The sequence below is a fragment of the candidate division WOR-3 bacterium genome, from assembly GCA_026418155.1.
GTDB lineage: Bacteria > Hydrothermota > Tepidihabitantia > Tepidihabitantales > CAIPLT01 > JAOABV01.
The window spans coordinates 11,900-30,190 of record JAOABV010000016.1 but is presented as its reverse complement, the minus strand read 5'-3'; the positions used below and the strand labels follow the sequence as shown (position 1 = coordinate 30,190).

The 18,291-nt window shown below is 35.6% G+C and carries 15 protein-coding genes; 9 read left to right on the top strand and 6 right to left on the bottom strand.

The window, feature by feature from the left end; translation table 11 throughout:
• From N2201_03430 to N2201_03400, 7 genes are all read left to right on the top strand, one after another.
• Window positions 1-1,986: VWA domain-containing protein (locus N2201_03430; GenBank protein MCX7785268.1), on the top strand; the 1,986-nt coding region annotated here is incomplete at its 5' end.
• A 28-nt stretch (window positions 1,987-2,014) separates the two neighbouring features.
• A complete protein-coding gene (locus tag N2201_03425; GenBank protein MCX7785267.1) occupies window positions 2,015-2,872 on the top strand; it encodes a small multi-drug export protein in 858 nt (285 codons plus the stop codon).
• Window positions 2,869-4,143 carry a serpin family protein gene (locus N2201_03420; protein ID MCX7785266.1) on the top strand — a complete coding sequence of 425 codons (1,275 nt, stop codon included), beginning with the start codon at window positions 2,869-2,871 and terminating at the stop codon, window positions 4,141-4,143. Before N2201_03425 ends, N2201_03420 begins: the two co-directional genes overlap by 4 nt.
• Window positions 4,144-4,787: 644 nt before the next feature.
• Window positions 4,788-5,267 carry an OmpA family protein gene (locus N2201_03415; protein ID MCX7785265.1) on the top strand — a complete coding sequence of 160 codons (480 nt, stop codon included), beginning with the start codon at window positions 4,788-4,790 and terminating at the stop codon, window positions 5,265-5,267.
• A gap of 126 nt (window positions 5,268-5,393) precedes the next feature.
• The gene (gene ybgF, locus N2201_03410; protein MCX7785264.1) at window positions 5,394-6,125 is read left to right on the top strand and encodes a tol-pal system protein YbgF; all 732 of its coding nucleotides are present in this window, start codon (window positions 5,394-5,396) and stop codon (window positions 6,123-6,125) included.
• Window positions 6,126-6,183: 58 nt separating this feature from the next.
• On the top strand, window positions 6,184-6,894 hold the full coding sequence (locus tag N2201_03405) for a MotA/TolQ/ExbB proton channel family protein (protein ID MCX7785263.1): 711 nt from the start codon (window positions 6,184-6,186) through the stop codon (window positions 6,892-6,894).
• Window positions 6,895-7,050: 156 nt separating this feature from the next.
• Window positions 7,051-7,497 (top strand): biopolymer transporter ExbD, encoded by a 447-nt coding sequence (locus tag N2201_03400; protein ID MCX7785262.1) that lies wholly within the window; start codon window positions 7,051-7,053, stop codon window positions 7,495-7,497.
• An 18-nt stretch (window positions 7,498-7,515) separates the two neighbouring features.
• On the opposite strand, the gene N2201_03395 is transcribed toward N2201_03400, so the two are convergent.
• Window positions 7,516-7,698: a DNA polymerase gene (locus N2201_03395; protein ID MCX7785261.1), complete on the bottom strand. Its 183-nt coding sequence runs from the start codon at window positions 7,696-7,698 to the stop codon at window positions 7,516-7,518.
• Window positions 7,699-7,825: 127 nt separating this feature from the next.
• Here N2201_03395 and N2201_03390 point away from each other — a divergent pair, with 127 nt between their 5' ends.
• Together N2201_03390 and N2201_03385 are read left to right on the top strand one after the other, a co-directional pair.
• Entirely contained in the window at window positions 7,826-8,407 is a 582-nt protein-coding gene (locus N2201_03390; GenBank protein ID MCX7785260.1) for a TonB C-terminal domain-containing protein, read from the top strand.
• Between the two features lie 126 nt (window positions 8,408-8,533).
• Entirely contained in the window at window positions 8,534-12,040 is a 3,507-nt protein-coding gene (locus N2201_03385; GenBank protein MCX7785259.1) for a DNA polymerase III subunit alpha, read from the top strand.
• Between the two features lie 574 nt (window positions 12,041-12,614).
• Here N2201_03385 and N2201_03380 read toward each other — a convergent pair.
• The 5 genes from N2201_03380 to N2201_03360 all read right to left on the bottom strand — a co-directional run.
• Complete coding sequence (locus N2201_03380) at window positions 12,615-13,520, bottom strand: glycosyltransferase family 2 protein (protein MCX7785258.1); 906 nt, start codon at window positions 13,518-13,520, stop codon at window positions 12,615-12,617.
• Window positions 13,521-13,563: 43 nt separating this feature from the next.
• Window positions 13,564-14,667, bottom strand: a complete 1,104-nt coding sequence (locus N2201_03375; protein MCX7785257.1) for a glycosyltransferase family 4 protein — start codon at window positions 14,665-14,667, stop codon at window positions 13,564-13,566.
• Window positions 14,668-14,699: 32 nt separating this feature from the next.
• On the bottom strand, window positions 14,700-16,052 hold the full coding sequence (locus N2201_03370) for a hypothetical protein (protein MCX7785256.1): 1,353 nt from the start codon (window positions 16,050-16,052) through the stop codon (window positions 14,700-14,702).
• A complete protein-coding gene (locus tag N2201_03365; GenBank protein ID MCX7785255.1) occupies window positions 16,049-17,218 on the bottom strand; it encodes a glycosyltransferase family 4 protein in 1,170 nt (389 codons plus the stop codon). The genes N2201_03370 and N2201_03365 overlap by 4 nt, the downstream gene beginning before the upstream one ends.
• A partial coding sequence (locus N2201_03360) for a glycosyltransferase (protein MCX7785254.1) occupies window positions 17,154-18,291 on the bottom strand: 1,138 nt, incomplete at its 5' end. The genes N2201_03365 and N2201_03360, both read right to left, overlap by 65 nt.

The following is an 18,291-nucleotide window of genomic DNA, read 5'->3' as shown; positions in this document are numbered from 1 at the left end:
GGTCTGATAATATTTCTCGATTTACGAGAAAGGTCAACTACTGGCTATAAATTACCCCTTTTCTTTCGGATTTTAGTTTTAATCTTTTTGATTTTAATCCTAATTGGTGCGGTGTTCCGATTCAATTTTACCCGGTCAGCAAAAATTCCGATTTTGGTCTTAATAGATGCTTCAAAAAGTATGGCGTCTGCAACCAATCAAGAGATGGTTGAGCCGTTAATAAGTAAGATTAAACAGACTAATAAGCGGTTTCGGGTTTTTTCTTTTGCTGATTCGGTTGGCGAGATGTTTAATTATCAAAATCCCACGGGCTTAAGAACTAATATCAGTCAGGCGCTCAGTTTTGCGCAAAAGCATCTACCTGGAGCAATTGTTTTGATTTCTGATGGCCAACATAATTATGGTCCAGACCCAGTTGCTCTGGCTAAAAGTTCGATTGCACCCATCTATCCCATTGGTCTTGGTCCTAAAGCCAAAAATGATATTGCTATTGAACAAGTCCGACATCCGATAAGGTGTTATCAAGATGATACGATTGATATTTCTGCCCGCATTAAAAATCAAGGTTTTAATAATCAGTCGGTAAAAGTCAGTCTATGGGCACGGAAACAACTAATAGCATCTCAACCAATTTCTTTTGCGCAATCTAATATTATTCAGGAAGTTAATTTTCGAATTATTGCTGAATCTGCTGGTCGGATAAATTATACTTTGCGCATTGACAGTTTGTCGGATGAAGCAGACTATCAGAACAATCGCAGAAATTTTACCATTGAAGTTCTCAAGGGTCGTCTCCAAATAATCTATTTTACTAATAGTCCTTCATTTAATACCCGGTTTATTCTTTCAGCATTAAAAGCAGATAAGAATTTTACGGTCCTGCCGATTATCAGTTTTACAGGTAGCGCGGTCAAATCGTTAACTGACCAACCGCTTGACCAAGTCTTTACCAAGGCTGATGTTTTAATTCTGGATAATGTTTCCGAACTGCAACTGGATAATACACTCAAGAACTATTTACAAAATTGGCATAAGCAGGGAAAAGGCATTTTGCTTCTAACTGGTGAAAACTTTAAGCCCAAGACATTCTTAAATGAAATCTCGCCGTTTGAATTTGATAAAATTAATATTGTCCGCAAAGAATATTTTTTTGATTTAACTGACGAAGGACTTGTCAGCACGCTTTTTACCACTACCACGGGCACTAATATCTTAAGTAATGCTCCGCCGTTATGGGCAATCTGTGTTCCCACGAATATCAAACCTAATACACTTATTTGGGCAAAGAGTATTCCCGATTCAGTGCCTTTAATTGGTTATAGAAAATATCAGGACAGTAAAGTAATGGTGATTACCGGCTATCCTATCTGGCGACTGGGTTTTTCCGCAATTGAAACCGAACGCAGTGCCAGTCAATTCCAAATTTTACTAATAAATCTGATGCGGTTTTTAGCCATTAAAGAGATGGAAAACTTCCGACTCTTAACAAATAAAGCCAATTATCTGGCAGGTGAAGAAATCATCTTCAATCTCTTGGCTACAACTCCGAATGGAAAACCTTGGACGAATCTGGATATTAAAATTCCAGTTCCTAATTCCAAGATTTCATTACCGCTATTTGAGATTTATCCGGGCAATTACCAAGGTTCAATTCCAACCTTATCCCCTGGCACTTATGAATTTACGGCACAAATCAATCAAGACGAAAAAAATATTGGTTCAGCAAAAGTTATTGTTAATATAATGGAACAGAGCATTGAAGACATTACTGGTCTAAACTCGGATTTACTTCAAAGAATTGCTGAAGCCAGTAATGGTAGGTATTATACATATGATGAATTTCTTCAGGAGACTTTTGTTCCGCAAATGGCTAAATATCAAAAACGCTGGAGTTTAGCATTTAGTTATAATCCGTATATCTTCATCATTGTTGTCGCACTTTTTAGTGTCAGCCTGTTCTTAAGAAAGAAACGGGGACTATTATGATACGGAAGATAAAATACAAAAGGTCTATTTGTTATCACCACAATACTTTTTAGTATCAGCCTATGTTAAAGAAAGAAACGACGACTCAGAATCAAAACTCAAAAATCTTGCTACGATTATCTTTAATCTTATTATTCTTATTATTTTCAGAAAGATAAAAACAATGAATCAAAAATTAGTGATAAAAACAATAAGTCAACATTTAATGACAAAAGCAATGAAGCAATATTCAAAAAGACAGAGTCCCAACTCAAAAATCTTACTACTATTATCTTTAATCTTCTTATTTTCCGGTTGTGGTGCCCGTTCAACGATAATTACCACACTGCAAGGTTATGGCATTTCTCCAGATTTAGCCGTCTTAATCACGGCAATGTTACCAATTGTTGAATTACGTGGCGCAATACCGCTGGGCATTAATTTTTATAATCTTGACTGGTATCGGGTGGTGATTTTAGCCATTATCGGCAATATCCTGCCAATTTTGCCGATGCTCTTTTTTCTTAATAAATTTTCCGAACTCTTAAGTCGAATTCCACTTTTTAAGAAGTTCTTTGATTGGTTGTTTGCCCGCACACGGAAAAAGAGCAAGATTATTGAAGAATACGAAATGATTGGATTGATGATATTTGTTGCCATTCCATTACCAGCAACAGGTGCTTGGACTGGAACGGTTGCGGCTTTTCTACTCGGTTTAGGCTATTTTCAATCATTGATTGCAATTTTCTGTGGAGTTCTAATTGCCGCAATAATTGTAACCACACTCTCTTTATTAGGACTCTGGGGCGCAATTATTGCCGGACTAATTTTAATTGTAATCGCAGTCCGCTCAATCATTGCCGGCTACCAGCAATCACAAAAACAAAATAAAAGGAGTTGCCAATGAAAACAAAATATCTTTTAATGATTTTAAGTATTAGTTTAATGATTTTTTTAGGTACCCTGCCATCTCTGGCTAATGCGCCTAATAATTTAATTAGTTTAATGACTACTTTAGGTATGGTGCCATCTAAAGTAAAGGTAGTTCCGACCGAAAAATTAGTTAATGCCTATAATAATTTTACCTTTGCTCTATTCTCAGAATTGACAAGACAAGATAAAGATAAAAACATCTTTATTTCACCCTTAAGCATTACTTTTGCCTTGTCAATGGCTTATAATGGTGCCAGCAAAGAAACGAAGACTGCAATGGCAAAAACCTTAGGAATTGCCGAGATGGAACTAAATGAAGTTAATTTTGGCAATCAAACTCTGATGAACCAGTTGAAAAGTGCTGACCCCCAAATCAACCTTAACATCGCTAATTCTCTATGGGCAAAAGCCGGTATTAAATTTAAATCCGAGTTTCTGCAACGCAATAAAAAATATTATCAAAGCCAAATAACTACGCTTAATTTTACTGACCCTAAAGCATCTAATATTATCAACAACTGGGTAAAAGCGAAGACCAACGGCAAAATCTCTAAAATTATCGATAAGATTGACCCGATGTACACTATGCTCTATCTGATTAATGCGGTCTATTTCAAAGGCAAATGGACTAAAACCTTTGACAAAAATCAAACCCAAGACCGGCCATTCACTTTAATAAATGGAGAAAAAAAGAATCTACCAATGATGGAACAAAAAGGAAACTATCGCTATCTGAGCACAGACAAATTTCAAGGGATTGCACTTCCTTATGGCAAAGGCAAAATTAGTATGTATCTCTTCTTACCCGGAACTAATTCCAACCTTAAAGAATTTTTATCTCATCTCAATGTAAAAAATTGGAACGAATACCTGTCGCAATTTGACTATCAAGACGGCACAATTATCTTGCCCCGAATTAAATTAGAATATGAACAAACATTAAATACCGCATTAAAAAATCTGGGAATGGAAATCGCATTTAGCGCAGGAAAGGCCGATTTTTCAGAAATGACGCAGACCCCACTTGATTTATATATCAATGAAGTAAAACATAAAACATTTGTTGAAGTTAACGAAGAAGGCACTGAAGCCGCTGGTGCGACATCAGTAGAAATAAGAGTTACAGCAATTCGCGAACCAAAAGAATTTATAATGATTGTCGACCGACCATTCTTTTGTGCTATCTGCGATAACGAGACCGGTTCCATTTTATTTATGGGCGCGATTGTTGACCCCAGTAAATAAATTATTGCTTGCTAAGCCGAGAAGACCAAAACCACAAAATGATTTATTTATGGGCACAATTCTTGACCTAGTTAATAAATTATTATTGCTAAAGCCGAGAAGACTAAAACCACAAAATGATTTCAGCCCCAATAAATCTTTCCATCTAAAGCCCAAAAACTGATAAGGCAAAAAAACACAGATGAATTTAGACTCCAATAAATCTTTCATTCATAGCCAAAAACTGATAAGCAGAAAACACAGATAATTTTTCTGAAAACGAAATGCGGATGCATCTTTGAAAACTCGGAAAAAGAGTTGCGAAATGCCCCAAAATTAAGAATAGTCAGCAATCACAGGTAGTGTATAATATTTTGTGTAAATTTCGACTTGATAGGTTAAAAATAAAGAAGTGTCTTCCTATTTTTTATCCTTGACAAATTTATTTAATTTTGTATTATAAGATGTAATTGTTGAGTTAATACAGATTGTTGAAATTGCTACTGAATTCAAAAAGACACCGCAAAATAAGAGAAGATTCAGTAGCCAAAAGGAAATTTTGCCGAATACAGAACTGAATTGATATTATATAATAAATTAATAAAATATAAAAATTAAGTAAAGTATTAAACAAATAAAATTATTATTATACAACAGGAGGCATTATGAAAACTGCACTAAAAATAAGTTGCATCTTAATCCTGCTTTTTGCCGTAGTGGGATGTCCTAAAAAGGTCGTAAAAAAAGAACAACCCATTGCACCACCACCAGAAGAAGTAATAGAAAAAGAAAAACCGGAAGAAGTGAAAGCACCGATTAAATTATCTACAGTTTATTTTGACTTTGATAAATATGATATTAGACCAGGGGACGCGGTAATTCTTAAAGAAAATGCGCAAGCGCTGAAAGACAACCCTAAAGTAAAAATTACGATTGAAGGCCATTGTTGTCCGATTGGCACCAGTGAATATAATATGGCATTAGGATTCCGACGCGCCAATTCGGTAAAAGATTATCTTGTGAAATTAGGAATTGCGCCCGACCGATTAAACACGGTAAGTTATGGCGAAGAGAGATTAGTTACTGAAAATCCTGACGAATATTGGAAAAACCGACGCTGCGAATTTAAAGAAGTCGGCAAATAATAGCTTCAAGTGCATAATGATGGGTCGCACCGGCTCATATTCTCTGGTCAGGTGCGACCCACCTTGTCTATATCAGGCTGTGCCTATGGCTGTGTCCGTATCGGACCCAGCCTTTAATGGAATCCAATGCGAATAAACATTAAACTTGGTATCTATTTAACCACTTTAATTTTAAGCATCTATTTGTTTACTTGTGTGAATTGTGCGCCAATTTGGCGCTTTGTCCGACAAGGCACCAAGATGGATAGCCTGGAAATCTCGGTTCAACGGATTGATAGTCTATCCCGCAATCAAAATCGACTTTTAACTGAAATGAAGGCAGATGTTTTAACCAATCTGGAAAATTTATCTGAGCAAATTAATCAATTATCGGCAAAAATCGAAGACAACGAAACCCGCTTAAGTCGAGTCTATCAAAAATTGGGAATCGGTCGAACCGAAGAAGCCAAACCCGAAAGCATTGTTACCTATACGACACCCCATATCGAACCAGACGAGTTATATAATTCCGCATATCTTGATTTTACTAAAGGCAATTTTGATGTTGCGATTGAAGGATTTAAGCGCTACTTGAAATACTTTCCCAATACCGAATTATCCGATAATGCCCAATATTGGATTGGCGAATGCTACTATTCTAAAAAACAATACCCGGATGCAATTTTAGAATTTGAAAAAGTTGTCAGCAATTACCCAGAAGGTAATAAAGTGCCTTCGGCGATTTATAAAATCGGCCTTGCCTATCAGTCAATGAATGAGATTAATAAAGCCAAAAGATATTACAAAAAGGTTATTGATGAATACCCTAATACCAATGAGGCCAAATTAGCCAAAGAGCGGTTTCTTTCTTTACCTTAATCTGTGTTTTCCAAGATAAATCTTCTCAATCAATTTAAGTTGAATAAACCATCTTCCTATGCCTGAACCTTTAACCCTGCCAGCAAACGAAAACTTTCTAAGTATTATGTGGGGTTTGGGATTTTTTGCTAAAATTATTGTGCTGGTGTTGATTGTTTTTTCTATTATTAGTTGGGCAATTATTATTAAAAAATTCTTTCTCTTCAGAAAAATTCGTAAAACCAATCTTTTTTTGTATAGTCTTTTTAAGGACCGCAGTTCGGTTTTAGATTTTAATGCCATTGCCACTGAATATCCTGAAAGTCCTTTGTCCCAACTGGTGTTTACTGCAGTTGAGGAATGGCGGAAAATCTATAAGGCGAATAATCCCGTCACACAAGAACAGACAAATTTATTAAACCTTTTGCCTAACATTAGCGATGCCTTAAACAAAACCGCATCCTTAGAAATTGACCGTCTGGAACAAAACTTACCATTTTTAGCCACCTGTGGTAGTGTTGCCCCTTTTTTAGGCCTTTTGGGAACGGTGTGGGGAGTTCTCCAATCTTTTCTTGGAGTTCGGCATATCCCAGTTGTAACTTTACAAATCATTGCTCCTGGTATTTCGGACGCACTTATTACCACTGTTGCTGGTCTCTTAGTTGCAATTCCTGCAGTTATTGCTTATAATTATTTTGTTGGTAAAATTAAGTCTTTTTCTAATGATATGGAGCGTTGGATATTAGAAATTGAGTCAGATTTACGAAAGATTATTGTGCTGTCAGATTAAGCCAAAATGCCTAAATAAGATGTCTCAGCCAGTTCGGAAATCAAAATTATAAGACCAAAAATTCACTAAAGTTTAATAATAATTTAATGGTTTTAAGATACACTAAATTACGAACTCAAAAATTAATACTTTGCTTAAAGAATTAAATTGGCAAAGATGAATAATCAAAAGCGAAGAAATTCAACTTATACGCCCAAATTCATTTCAGAGATGAATATAACATCTTTAGCTGATGTTGCGATTAATCTGATGATAATCTTTCTTATTGCGGGCATTAGTGTGGCTTTGAGTCGAGCCGGCATCCCGGTTTCAGTTCCCCGCAGTTCAGCCGCAGTGCCACAAAGAACTGAAGGAGTAACAGTAACCATAGATAAGCAAGGAAAAATTTATATTGAGGATAAACTAATTAACCTTGCTCAATTTAATTCAGAACTAAATTCGGTCTTAGCGAAAAAAACAACTGGCCAAATCTATTTGATTGCAGATGAAGCAGTAAATTATGGTCTGGTGATAACGGTCTTGAGCAAAATTCGGGAAGTCGGCATTGGAAATGTTAGTTTAGTAGCATCGCCCCAAGCCATTAAAAAAAGAACCGGCAAATAACTTCAACAAATGATAACATCAATGATTTCGAATTTCCGATTTAGTGATTTGGGCAAAAGACAATATCGCCAGAAGCACATTCTCTAAAGTTAAATGTGACTTGTTATGACCTGTTTTGATGCGTTTCGTTTTCGGTAAGGATAATTTCTCTAATAATACTTTAGTATGAAAAGGAAAATGTTGTTTTCTTTTGTTGGTCATCTCATAATCTTCGTGATATTAGCCGGAGTTGCTAAAAGTAAACCTCAAAAGGTTGGACAAATAAATTCTACACGGAACAGTGACAGCAGAATGATAAATGTTAAATTTAAAGTTTCAAATTAGAGATATGAAAAAGGAGCTACTTTTTTCTTTTGTTGGCCATCTCGTAATATTTGTCCTATTAGCAGGAGTAACTAAAAGCAAGCCTTCAAGAGAAAGATTATATCCAGATGTTTTTCAAGTTGCTGTAGTTAATCTGGAAACCGGATTGCCTAAGGCTGAATCTCCTTCACTTCCACCAATAGCAATTATTGATAAAAAACCTATTAAGACTAAACCGACTACCTCTAAAGAAAAATTAACACCGGCCAAAAGTATGCGTAAAGAAAGTCCGAATATTGGTCTTAAGATCTCTGGTAAAGGAGGTAAGTATTCTTATTATATTGATGCGGTTTTAACTAAAATTGGCAGTAATTGGATAAATCCATTTGCTAATTCCGGGATTGCTTTTTCCTGTGTAGTCTATTTTGTAATTCAAAAGGATGGTCGGATTAGTAGTGTTAAAATCGAAAAGAGTTCTGGCAACGAACTATATGACCGGTCTTGTGAACGCGCGGTTATTGTTACCCAGAATTTGCCACCGTTAATGGGTGAATTTGCCAATCAAGAATCTTTACGCTTACATCTTGAATTTGAATTCAAACCATAATGTATTGTCTTCGTAGTAATCATTATTCTGAATGGGTAAATCAAGAATCATTGCACTGACATCTTGAATTGAGTTCAAATTATAATATGCTCAATATGGAACAAAACATACTTCTATGATTTGAATATGAAGAAAGCCAATTTTGTGCATTTGCACAATCATACTGAATATAGTCTGCTGGATGGTGCGATTGCACTTTCAAAATTAGTCAATCAAGCAGCAAAATACAAGATGCCGGCTTTGGCCCTAACTGACCACGGCAATCTTTTTGGTGCTATTGAATTTTATAAGTTGTGTTATGCGCAAGGAATTACTCCCATTATTGGTGCTGAAGTTTATGTTGCGGTTGGCTCGCGTAAGGACCGCACCATATCAAAAGAAATTCCGGAATCCAGTTTTCATCTTACTTTACTCAGTAAAAACCTGACCGGCTATCATAATTTAATTAAATTAGTTTCTTTAGGTTATTTGGAAGGATTCTACTATCGGCCCAGAATTGATAAGGAATTACTTGCCCAATATGCCGAAGGTCTAATTGCTCTTTCCGGCTGTCTTAAAGGCGAAGTGAACTATTATTTGTTACAGGATAATTATGATAAAGCCCGAGAGATAGTAGGAGTTTATCAGGATATTATGGGTCGAGAGAATTTTTACCTTGAAATTATGCGTCTTGGACTTCCTGATACCGAGAAATTGCTTGCAGGATTACGCCAACTCAGTTATGAAATGGGTTCACCCTTAGTCGCCACTAATGACTGCCATTTTTTAGACCCTTATGACGCCAAAGCCCACGATGTCTTGGTCTGTATTCAAACCGGTAAAAAACTCAGTGAAGATAAAAGATTAAAGTTTGAATCTCAGGATATTTATTTTAAGTCTCCAGAAGAGATGACCCGGCTTTTTGCCGATATTCCTGAAGCCATTACCAATACTTTGCATATTGCTGAGCAGTGTAATTTGATTTTACCCATTGATGAAAAAGAAATCCACCTGCCGGCTTTTCCTTTGCCCGAAGGTTTTAGCCAGGATATGGAATATTTAGTGCATCTAACCAATTTAGGCTTAAAGGAGCGATACCGCCAATTGACATCCGAAGTCACAGAGCGCTTGAAGTATGAATTAAAAATAATTGGTCAGATGGGCTTTGCCGGCTATTTTCTCATTGTTAAAGATATTATCGATTATGCTAAAAGCAAAGGAGTGCCCGTTGGTCCGGGGCGGGGTTCAGCGGTTTCCAGTCTTGTGCTTTATTGCTTGGGCATTACTGATATTGACCCGATAAAGTATGGACTGGTTTTTGAGCGATTTTTAAATCCCGAAAGAGTTTCTTTGCCTGATATTGATATTGACTTTGCGGATAACAAACGGAGTGAAGTTATCGATTATATTCGTCATCGTTATGGCGAAAATTCTGTTGCACAAATTATCACTTTTGGCACAATGGCGTCACGCGCCGTGGTGCGTGATGTTGGTCGAGTGCTCGATATCCCTTATGCAGAAGTTGACCGCATTGCAAAACTTATTCCTTTAGGAATGGAAATTGGCAAAGCCATTGGAACTATCAAAGAATTGAAAGATTTAATCGAGAGTTCTGCAAAATATAAAGAACTTCTGGAAATTGCTGTGAAATTGGAAAATCTGGCTCGACATGCATCCATTCATGCTTCAGGAATTGTGATTGCACCAAAACCATTATTAGAACTTGTGCCCTTATATCGAAGTCAAGATAACGAAATCTGCACTCAATACGATATGGATGCTTTGGCGGAAATTGGACTTCTAAAACTTGATATTCTGGGCTTAAAAACCTTAACTGTGATTGAAGATACCTTAAAAATATGCACCGAACAAGGAAAACCAATTGATAAGAAATCAATACCCTTTGACGATAAAAAGACCTACCAATTACTGCAAAGAGCCGAAACCACCGGACTGTTTCAGATTGAAAGCCAAGGAATGCGGGATATATTGCGCAAGTCCAAACCCGAAAAGATTGAAGACTTATGTGCTGTTATTGCCCTATACCGCCCAGGACCAATGGCCAATATTGATGAGTATATTAAACGGAAATTAGGAAATAAAAAAATTGAATACTTTCATCATTCAGTGGAACCGATTCTGAAAGAAACTTACGGTATAATGGTCTATCAAGAACAAGTTATGCAGATTGCTAAATTGATTGCGGGTTTCACTCCGACGCAATACGACCGGTTACGCCGAGCAATGGGTAAAAAGATTCCTGAAGAGATGAAAGCGATGCAGGAATTGTTCATTCAAGGAGCAAAACATCATCGCATTCCAGAGAAAAAAGCCGAACAGATTTTTGAATTGATTTCGCCTTTTGCCGGTTATGGCTTTAATAAATCACATTCAATGGGTTATGCACATCTTTCCTATCTTACTGCCTATCTCAAAGCCAACTATCCCGTGGAATATATGACCGCATTACTTTCTAATGAAATCGGCGATAGTGATAAACTCAATCTCTTAATCAAAGAGTGCCGACGAATGAAAATTGATGTCTTGCCCCCAGATGTTAATTTTAGTGATTATAAGTTTAGTATTGAAGACAATAAAATCCGCTATGGTTTAGGTGGAATTAAAAATTTAGGCGAAAAAGTATGCCTTGCAATCAAAAATGAGCGAATTTTAAGCCCATACAGTAGTTTTCGGGATTTTCTGAGACGAACGCGTAAAGATGTCAATCGCAAAGCCTATGAATCATTAATCAAAGCCGGCGCCTTAGATTCTTTAGAAAAAGACCGAAGTTATTTGCTTTCAATCTTAGAAAGCGAATTGGAAAAAGTAAGTTCGGAACGACTCTTGTTTTTAGAAAAACAAGGAGGCCTTTTCACCCAAGAAAAACCAACCGCCAGCCCGTATACGCCGCTTCCTAATCAATCAGATATTTTAACCCAAGATACTAAACGAAGAGCCGAACTACAAGATACCAAAACAAAGTTTTTGCAATATGAAAAAGAAGCGTTTGGGTTTTATTTCTCCGGTCATCCGTTAGAAAATTATGAACTTGAATATAGCGTTCTACGATTGAAGCCAATTGCAACTTGTCAATCATTGACTGAATTAAAGGCTGGCCGTAATGATGCTTCTAATGATTACATTATAATCGGAGGGGTCATAACCAGTCTTGTTCGGAGAAAAGACAAAAAGGGCAAAGATTATATCATCCTTCAAGTAGAAGATTTTACTGCCAGCACAGAAATTATTGCCTTTAACGAGGTCTATGAACGATGTCGTCAATTTTTGAAACCCGACCTGCTGGTAATCATTCGGGGTAAGATGAATTTACGCGAAGAAGTCAAGACCCAACTCGAAGCCAAAGAAATCCTTCCTTTTGAAGATTGGGTAAATTATTACGATATGCTAACTATTGCATTTAATAATGAAAATTTTAATCAAGAAAACCTAAGCCGAATTAAATCTATCCTTAGCCAATACCCTGGGTCTAAAATAGTTCGGATTTGTTTGCTTAATAATAAGACCACGGAAATGGTTTTAGAACTTGGTTCCACTAAAGTCACATTTAACCGACAATTACTTCAGGAACTAACCGAAGTTGTTAATCAAAAGATGATAATTATCAGTCGGCTTAAAAGTAATACCATTTATTAATTGTCTCTGTGCGCTGAGTTTTTATATATGCGAAAAACAATTTTCTCCCAATTTATATACCAGAATTTTACAGACAAGACAACATTCTAAAATCTGAAAAAATTAGTTTCTCTTTAAGATACATATATTTTGGAAAACAAGCGCTAATTGTGTCTTTTGACTAAAAGCGAAAACTCAAAATTGATAGTATGACTTGCTCCACTAACTTGTATCTCGTGTAAGTGATATTTAAAAAGTATGTAGCTAGTAAAACTTTTCTTTTAACATTTTTAATCTAAGGTTAAATATTGCCTCTTATCAAATTTTATACAGGTGTCTTTTAGCAAAATCCTCAAAAATGTTTTTTCGGTTGGGTTGGGAGATAAATAATCAGATGTCAACCTGCAGGTTGAGAAGTAAGCCATCAAGTAGATTAGTTTGTTAGCTCAGAAAGCATTAAATTATTTTTACTGGATTGCGCTATATTCAGCACTATAGCGTTAATTATCCGATTGTATTCTTTAGTATGTATTAAAAGAACTTTCAGACCTATTTTAATATAATCCGTAAATTTTATGTTCAATAGTAAGAATCGTTATACCCTTAAACGAATCAGACTGACACCGCGTTTAATTTCAATTCCTAAATAGACTAACCAATTAATGAAAAAGGGATATTTAGTTTTATAGTGTTTGTTATAAAATATTTTCATCGCATCATAGAAATAATTGACCGCATTAATTTTAGTTGTCTTGTTAATGAATGTCTTTTCTTGAGTTTCCTTTTTTATTCCTGAAGAGCATCCTTTGTAATGAATAATTTTGGCATCAGGATAAAAATATATTTTACCGCCGGCTTTTTTAATTCGATATGCCCAGTCAACATCTTCTCCATACATAAAATAGGATTCGTCTAATAATCCTACTTTTTCGACAACTTTGCGACGCACCATAAAAAAACATCCACTGGGAACTTCAATCTCATGAGGTTTATCTAAGGATAGGTAGGTTAAATGGTACTGACCAAATAATTTACTTTTGGGGAATATTTTTTCCAATCCGACAAAATAAGAAAAAGATGCCCAAGGAGTTGGAAAACCTCGATGGCAGGCCCAGTCTAATTCGCCATTGGCTAACTCCACCCGACAGGTTATTGCATCAATTTCAGAATGGTTCTCAATAAATTCTAAAGTCTTTTCAATTGCTCGTTCCACATTTTTGGTATCTGGGTTCAATAACAGAATATATTCACCTCGGGCTAATTTTATTGCCTGATTATTGGCTTTAGCAAATCCTAAGTTTTCATGGTTTTCAATTAAATTCACCCAAGGCATTAGTGCTTTAATGGTTTGTGCTGAACCATCACTTGAATTGTTATCAACAACAAAGACCTCATAATCCGTATTGATGCTAAGATTAGCGACGCTATTCAGACACTGCAGAACTAAATCCTTAGTATTATAATTAACAATAATTATTGATAATTTTTTGTTAAAGTCCATTAATTCCTCTTTTAACTGCTAATAAGAACATTGCGCATAGTTTTCAATAATCTGTCCTTTTCAACACTTCTAAAGTTTGCCGGGCGGTCTTCTGCCAAGAGAATTCTTGTGCGCGAGCAATTCCCTTTTGGCTCAACTCTTGTCTTAATTTCGCATCATTAATTAATTTTGTCAGTTGATTGGTAAGTTCATCAACAGAATAAGGGTTAAAATAGAGCACCGCATCTTTACCAATTTCTGGTAAAGAAGATGAGTTACTACATACTACAGGCGTACCGCATGCCATGGCTTCAAGTAGAGGTAATCCAAAACCTTCATATAAAGAAGGAAACACAAAAATCTCCGCGCCATTATAGAAATAGGGTAAATCTTCAATTTTAACATAGCCAAGAATCTTTACTCGTTGATTAATTCCTAATTTATCAATTGTTTTGAATATCCCGTTTGATTTCCATCCCTTTTTACCAATTATTATTAAGTCCCAATCAATTTTTAGAGATTGGAAGGCTTTGAGTAGTAACGGATAGTTTTTCTTGGGTTCTAAGGTTCCAACCGCAAGAAGATAGGGCCGATTTATTAAGTAATGGCTCAAAGTTTTAGTTGTTTGGTTTCGGTCATATGGTTGAAATTTCTCGTCGACACCTTCATAAATTACACTTATCTTTTCGGACTTGATATTAAAGAAATCTACAAGTGCTTTTTTAGTATAGTTTGACATCGTGATAATATGATGGGCATTTAATAGCGATTTTTCAAAATACATTTTATGGATTAGTCGATTATAATTTGCCATAGTTTGAGGAAAGAAGATATGCGTTAAATCATGCACGGAAAGAACTTGGTAGATGTTTTTAGAAAGTCCTAAAGGTAAGATGTCACACGGTGCCCAAAAGGTATCAAGTTTGTCAGTATTAATAAAACTTCGGCCTTGGGTTTGGAACCAGAAGGTTCCGGGTAGAGGAAGATTTCCTTTTCGCATTATAAAATTCGGCCTTGGGGCAAGATAGCGAATAGAGTATGGTGAATAGAGATAAAAATTTTCTTGTGATGACGCTTGACGAGCAAATTGGTTCAAAATGTTTATCAGATAATGTGCTACACCTCGAGGCGTAGTATTAAGGTAACGACAATCAATGCCAATGCGCATAAGTTTACTATTTAGAAAAAGATAACCTGATTTTAGTTGTATTTATAATTAGTTTTAACTTTAGATACCTGTTTGAATTGCTCAGCATATTCACGAGTTAACCTTAAATAGAAATCGCCGTATTCTCTACTGGGTTCAATTTCTGAACCCTCGAACCATTCATTGAAAGTTGATATTAGTATCCAATCTGGATTTGTCAATAATGCAGTTTCCCAATTTTGTCTATAGTATTTACCCTTTTTCCGCTTAATTACAGTCCCTGGAGTATTAACAAAACGGTCGTCAAAACCTGGCATTACTGGTAGGGCAAAAAGTTTTCCTTTACTATGCGCAACATCTTTAGCTAATTGATAGCGACGTCTTAATTTCAATATATTGTTCTCTGGAGGTATGAACTCGTGATAGCCAACAAAACCTTCAAGATTACTTACTTTATAGCCATAATTTATAATGGAGAATTTCGTATTGTAGATTCTTAATGAATCGAGAGGAATTGTTGTTAATATGCGGTTGAAGATAAAAATTACTGGTTTGTCGCGATATTTTAGAAATGCTGATTGGTAAGCATAGGTCGATTCTAAATAAGACAAAGACCCTTTCAACTCATTGATATCATTGGCGTTTTCTAAGTAAATTGTAAAACGAAAATTATTTTCATTACATAGGGAAGATAATTTTTTTAAGTTTTGGTCTGAAACTGAATTTATCCCCCACCAGGAACAGATAAAGCCGTCAATTCCGGCTGATTTTGCCATCTTTATATGGGTCCGCAAAACATTATCATCAGAAGATGAATACAGACCCAAAAGAGGCTGATGGGCAATAGATAATTTGCCAGTCCAATACCAATTTTCAGGATAATACCATAAAAAATAGAATGCTAAAACTAACTTTTCTGAGTTTGGTCTATTTGTCTTTATTTCAAGGGTATCGACAATTCCTAAGACCTTGCGCTTAATAGAAAATCGCATTAGGTTTTGGACATCATTGGGAGTATTTTTATCATTAATAAAGACTCCCAGGGTTTCTTGTTGCGCATTGATAAAAGCAATTTTAGTATAGCCGATACCCCCTTTTCGGACTGAAAATTTAATCTCGTTCGGCATATTCTCAGAAAAGAACAGGTCAAATGCAATTGAGGTGAATGTTGAATCGTAGACATTTTTATTGATAGATAATAGTCCAACTGAAACCGGATGAGATGTTAGAGTCTTTTCGCCTAAATAATAAAAATCAGTGTTGTCAAAAATTAAATCCGTCCAATCCGAAGTTGTCTCTAAAAGTATTTTTAGTTTGTAACCCACTACTTTTTCACTATTAGAACCACAAGAAAGACTTATCAAAATCGAGAGGATACATAAAATTAGTTTAAGTATGGGGCTCATTGTTTTAATACTTTTTCTAACACTTCTAAAACACCGGAGGCGGTATTTTTCCAGGAAAATCGTTTGGCGTTTTCAATTCCTTTTTCGCGTAACTCATTTTGTAAATGTTCATTTGTTAGCACCTGCTTTATTGCTTGGGAAATTTCATTAACATCATAGGGATTAACGAAAATTGCCGCATCACCGGCAATTTCAGGTAATGATGATGTGTTGGAAGTAATAACGGGCACACCGCATGCCATAGCTTCAATTACTGGTAGACCAAATCCCTCATAAAGCGAAGGAAAAACGAAGATGCGGGCATTCGCGTAAATTAAAGGCAAATCATTTTGTTCAATAAAATCAGTAAATATAACCGAATCCGTAAGACATAGTTCTTTAACCATCCGGAAAAGTGAACTGTTCTTCCATCCATATCTTCGAGAACCTCCTATGACTAATGGCGGAAGGAAGGACAAGTTGTTTTTCAATTGAGCATAAGCCAAAAGTAAACGGGTAGTATTCTTTTTAGGCTCTAATACACCTAAGGTAAAAAGATATTCTTCCGGCAGGTGATATTTGTTTTTAATAACTTGCCAAGATTCTTGGGATGGTGGGTTAAAAAAAATCTCGTTAAGACCACAATAAATTACTCTAATTTTATCTTTCGCCATATTAAAATATGTAAGCATATCTCGTTTCGACGCCTCTGAGTCCGTAATAATAAAATCAGATAGCCGGACTGAAGTAGTAATAATCTCTTGATAATATCTGCGTCGTAAATAAGAATAAGTTTCAGGCAGAGTAAATGAAGATAAATCATGAATTGTTACTACATACAGACAGACTTTACGCGGTGGTAAAAAATTACTTGGACCCCAAAATAAATCCACCTCTTCCTTTTTTAATTTTGAGGGTAAACAGAGATGTTCCCAGAGAATGCGGAGAGGTAAAGGTAGTTTGATTTCCTTAAAACAAACATTAGTCAGATTGTATTCCGAAAACAAATTCGGTCGCTTAAAGACAAGGAAATGATTAGATAATGACAGGCGGGATAAATGTTTTATGATATTAAACACATAGTTTCCCATACCGTGATATAACGATTTAGCGGCTAATGCATCAATAGCAATTTTCATATCTCGGACCTGGGCTTTCTCGTTTAATAATACAATTTGAGACAACATCAATTAGTTTTTCTACTCGCTGTTCCCAAGAATTTTTTTGGGCAAATTGTATTCTTAAAGATTTTAATTCTAAAGAGTTTTCATTAAGTGCTTTGCGAATCGCATTGATAAAATCGTTTTCATCTTGGGCTAAATAGATTAAAGATGCCACTTTTTTTAACTCCGGAAGATTTATCGCGACCACAGGTTTACCTAATGCCAGATATTCGTAAACTTTAATTGGGTCAACTTTATCAGAAACCTCACCAGCAACAAAAGGAATCAGACAAACATCAAAACAATTTATTATTGCGGGAATATCAGAAAAAGGTTTAACGCCCAAATAGTGAAGGTTGGGTAATAGGGGAATCTTGATATCTTGAACGGGTCCTACTAAAACCACCGAGCAATCAGAAAAAGTTTCAGCGGTTTTTTTTATTAAAGCGATATCAATCCAATTAAAGATTGCGCCAACAAAACCAATAATCGGCCGTTTGATGTATTTCAAAGAATTAGTAATTTCCGGGTTATCCTTATTGGCGACAAAAAAATCAAAAGCAACACCATTGGGAATATAGGCAATAGGTTTTTGTGAATTAATGGCTAAAATATCATCTTTAAGTTTCTGCGCAGAAATTATGATTAAGTCTGACTTCTCAATTAATCTGCTTTGTAAACCAATAAAATAATTTAGATGTTTCTCTTTGCAGAAGACCTTAACATCATCAATACAATCATAGCAGAGTAACGAAAAGTTTAGTTCCTTAATAATATCAAACCAATAAGGTGTAACAACTATCGCAACGACTTTTTTCTTCCGCATTCGAACTAAAGAATAATAATCCTTTCGTATTCGATGGATAAATCTTTTGGTATTAAAAGCCCTTATATAACCAGACTCAAATCTTGATGCTGGTATAATCGGCGGAAAGGCAAATACAGATAAATTCGTTAGGGTTCTTACTGGTGGACAGAAAAAATTTAATAGCCCGCGTTTATGAAATGTTGGTTCTTTAATATACTGAAGCACTGAAGCCGGCGGAATTTCAAAATAATAGACATAATAGCCGATTTTTCTTAAAATATCAACAAAG

Coding starts and splice junctions, on each gene's coding strand:
- N2201_03420 (MCX7785266.1), top strand. CDS start 2,869: ATGAAAACAAAATATCTTTTAATGATTTTAAGTATTAGTTTAATGATT.
- N2201_03395 (MCX7785261.1), bottom strand. CDS start 7,698: ATGACCAACAAAAGAAAACAACATTTTCCTTTTCATACTAAAGTATTA.
- N2201_03385 (MCX7785259.1), top strand. CDS start 8,534: ATGAAGAAAGCCAATTTTGTGCATTTGCACAATCATACTGAATATAGT.
- N2201_03370 (MCX7785256.1), bottom strand. CDS start 16,052: ATGAGCCCCATACTTAAACTAATTTTATGTATCCTCTCGATTTTGATA.
- ybgF (MCX7785264.1), top strand. CDS start 5,394: ATGCGAATAAACATTAAACTTGGTATCTATTTAACCACTTTAATTTTA.
- N2201_03365 (MCX7785255.1), bottom strand. CDS start 17,218: ATGTTGTCTCAAATTGTATTATTAAACGAGAAAGCCCAGGTCCGAGAT.
- N2201_03390 (MCX7785260.1), top strand. CDS start 7,826: ATGAAAAAGGAGCTACTTTTTTCTTTTGTTGGCCATCTCGTAATATTT.
- N2201_03405 (MCX7785263.1), top strand. CDS start 6,184: ATGCCTGAACCTTTAACCCTGCCAGCAAACGAAAACTTTCTAAGTATT.
- N2201_03375 (MCX7785257.1), bottom strand. CDS start 14,667: ATGCGCATTGGCATTGATTGTCGTTACCTTAATACTACGCCTCGAGGT.
- N2201_03400 (MCX7785262.1), top strand. CDS start 7,051: ATGAATAATCAAAAGCGAAGAAATTCAACTTATACGCCCAAATTCATT.
- N2201_03415 (MCX7785265.1), top strand. CDS start 4,788: ATGAAAACTGCACTAAAAATAAGTTGCATCTTAATCCTGCTTTTTGCC.
- N2201_03380 (MCX7785258.1), bottom strand. CDS start 13,520: ATGGACTTTAACAAAAAATTATCAATAATTATTGTTAATTATAATACT.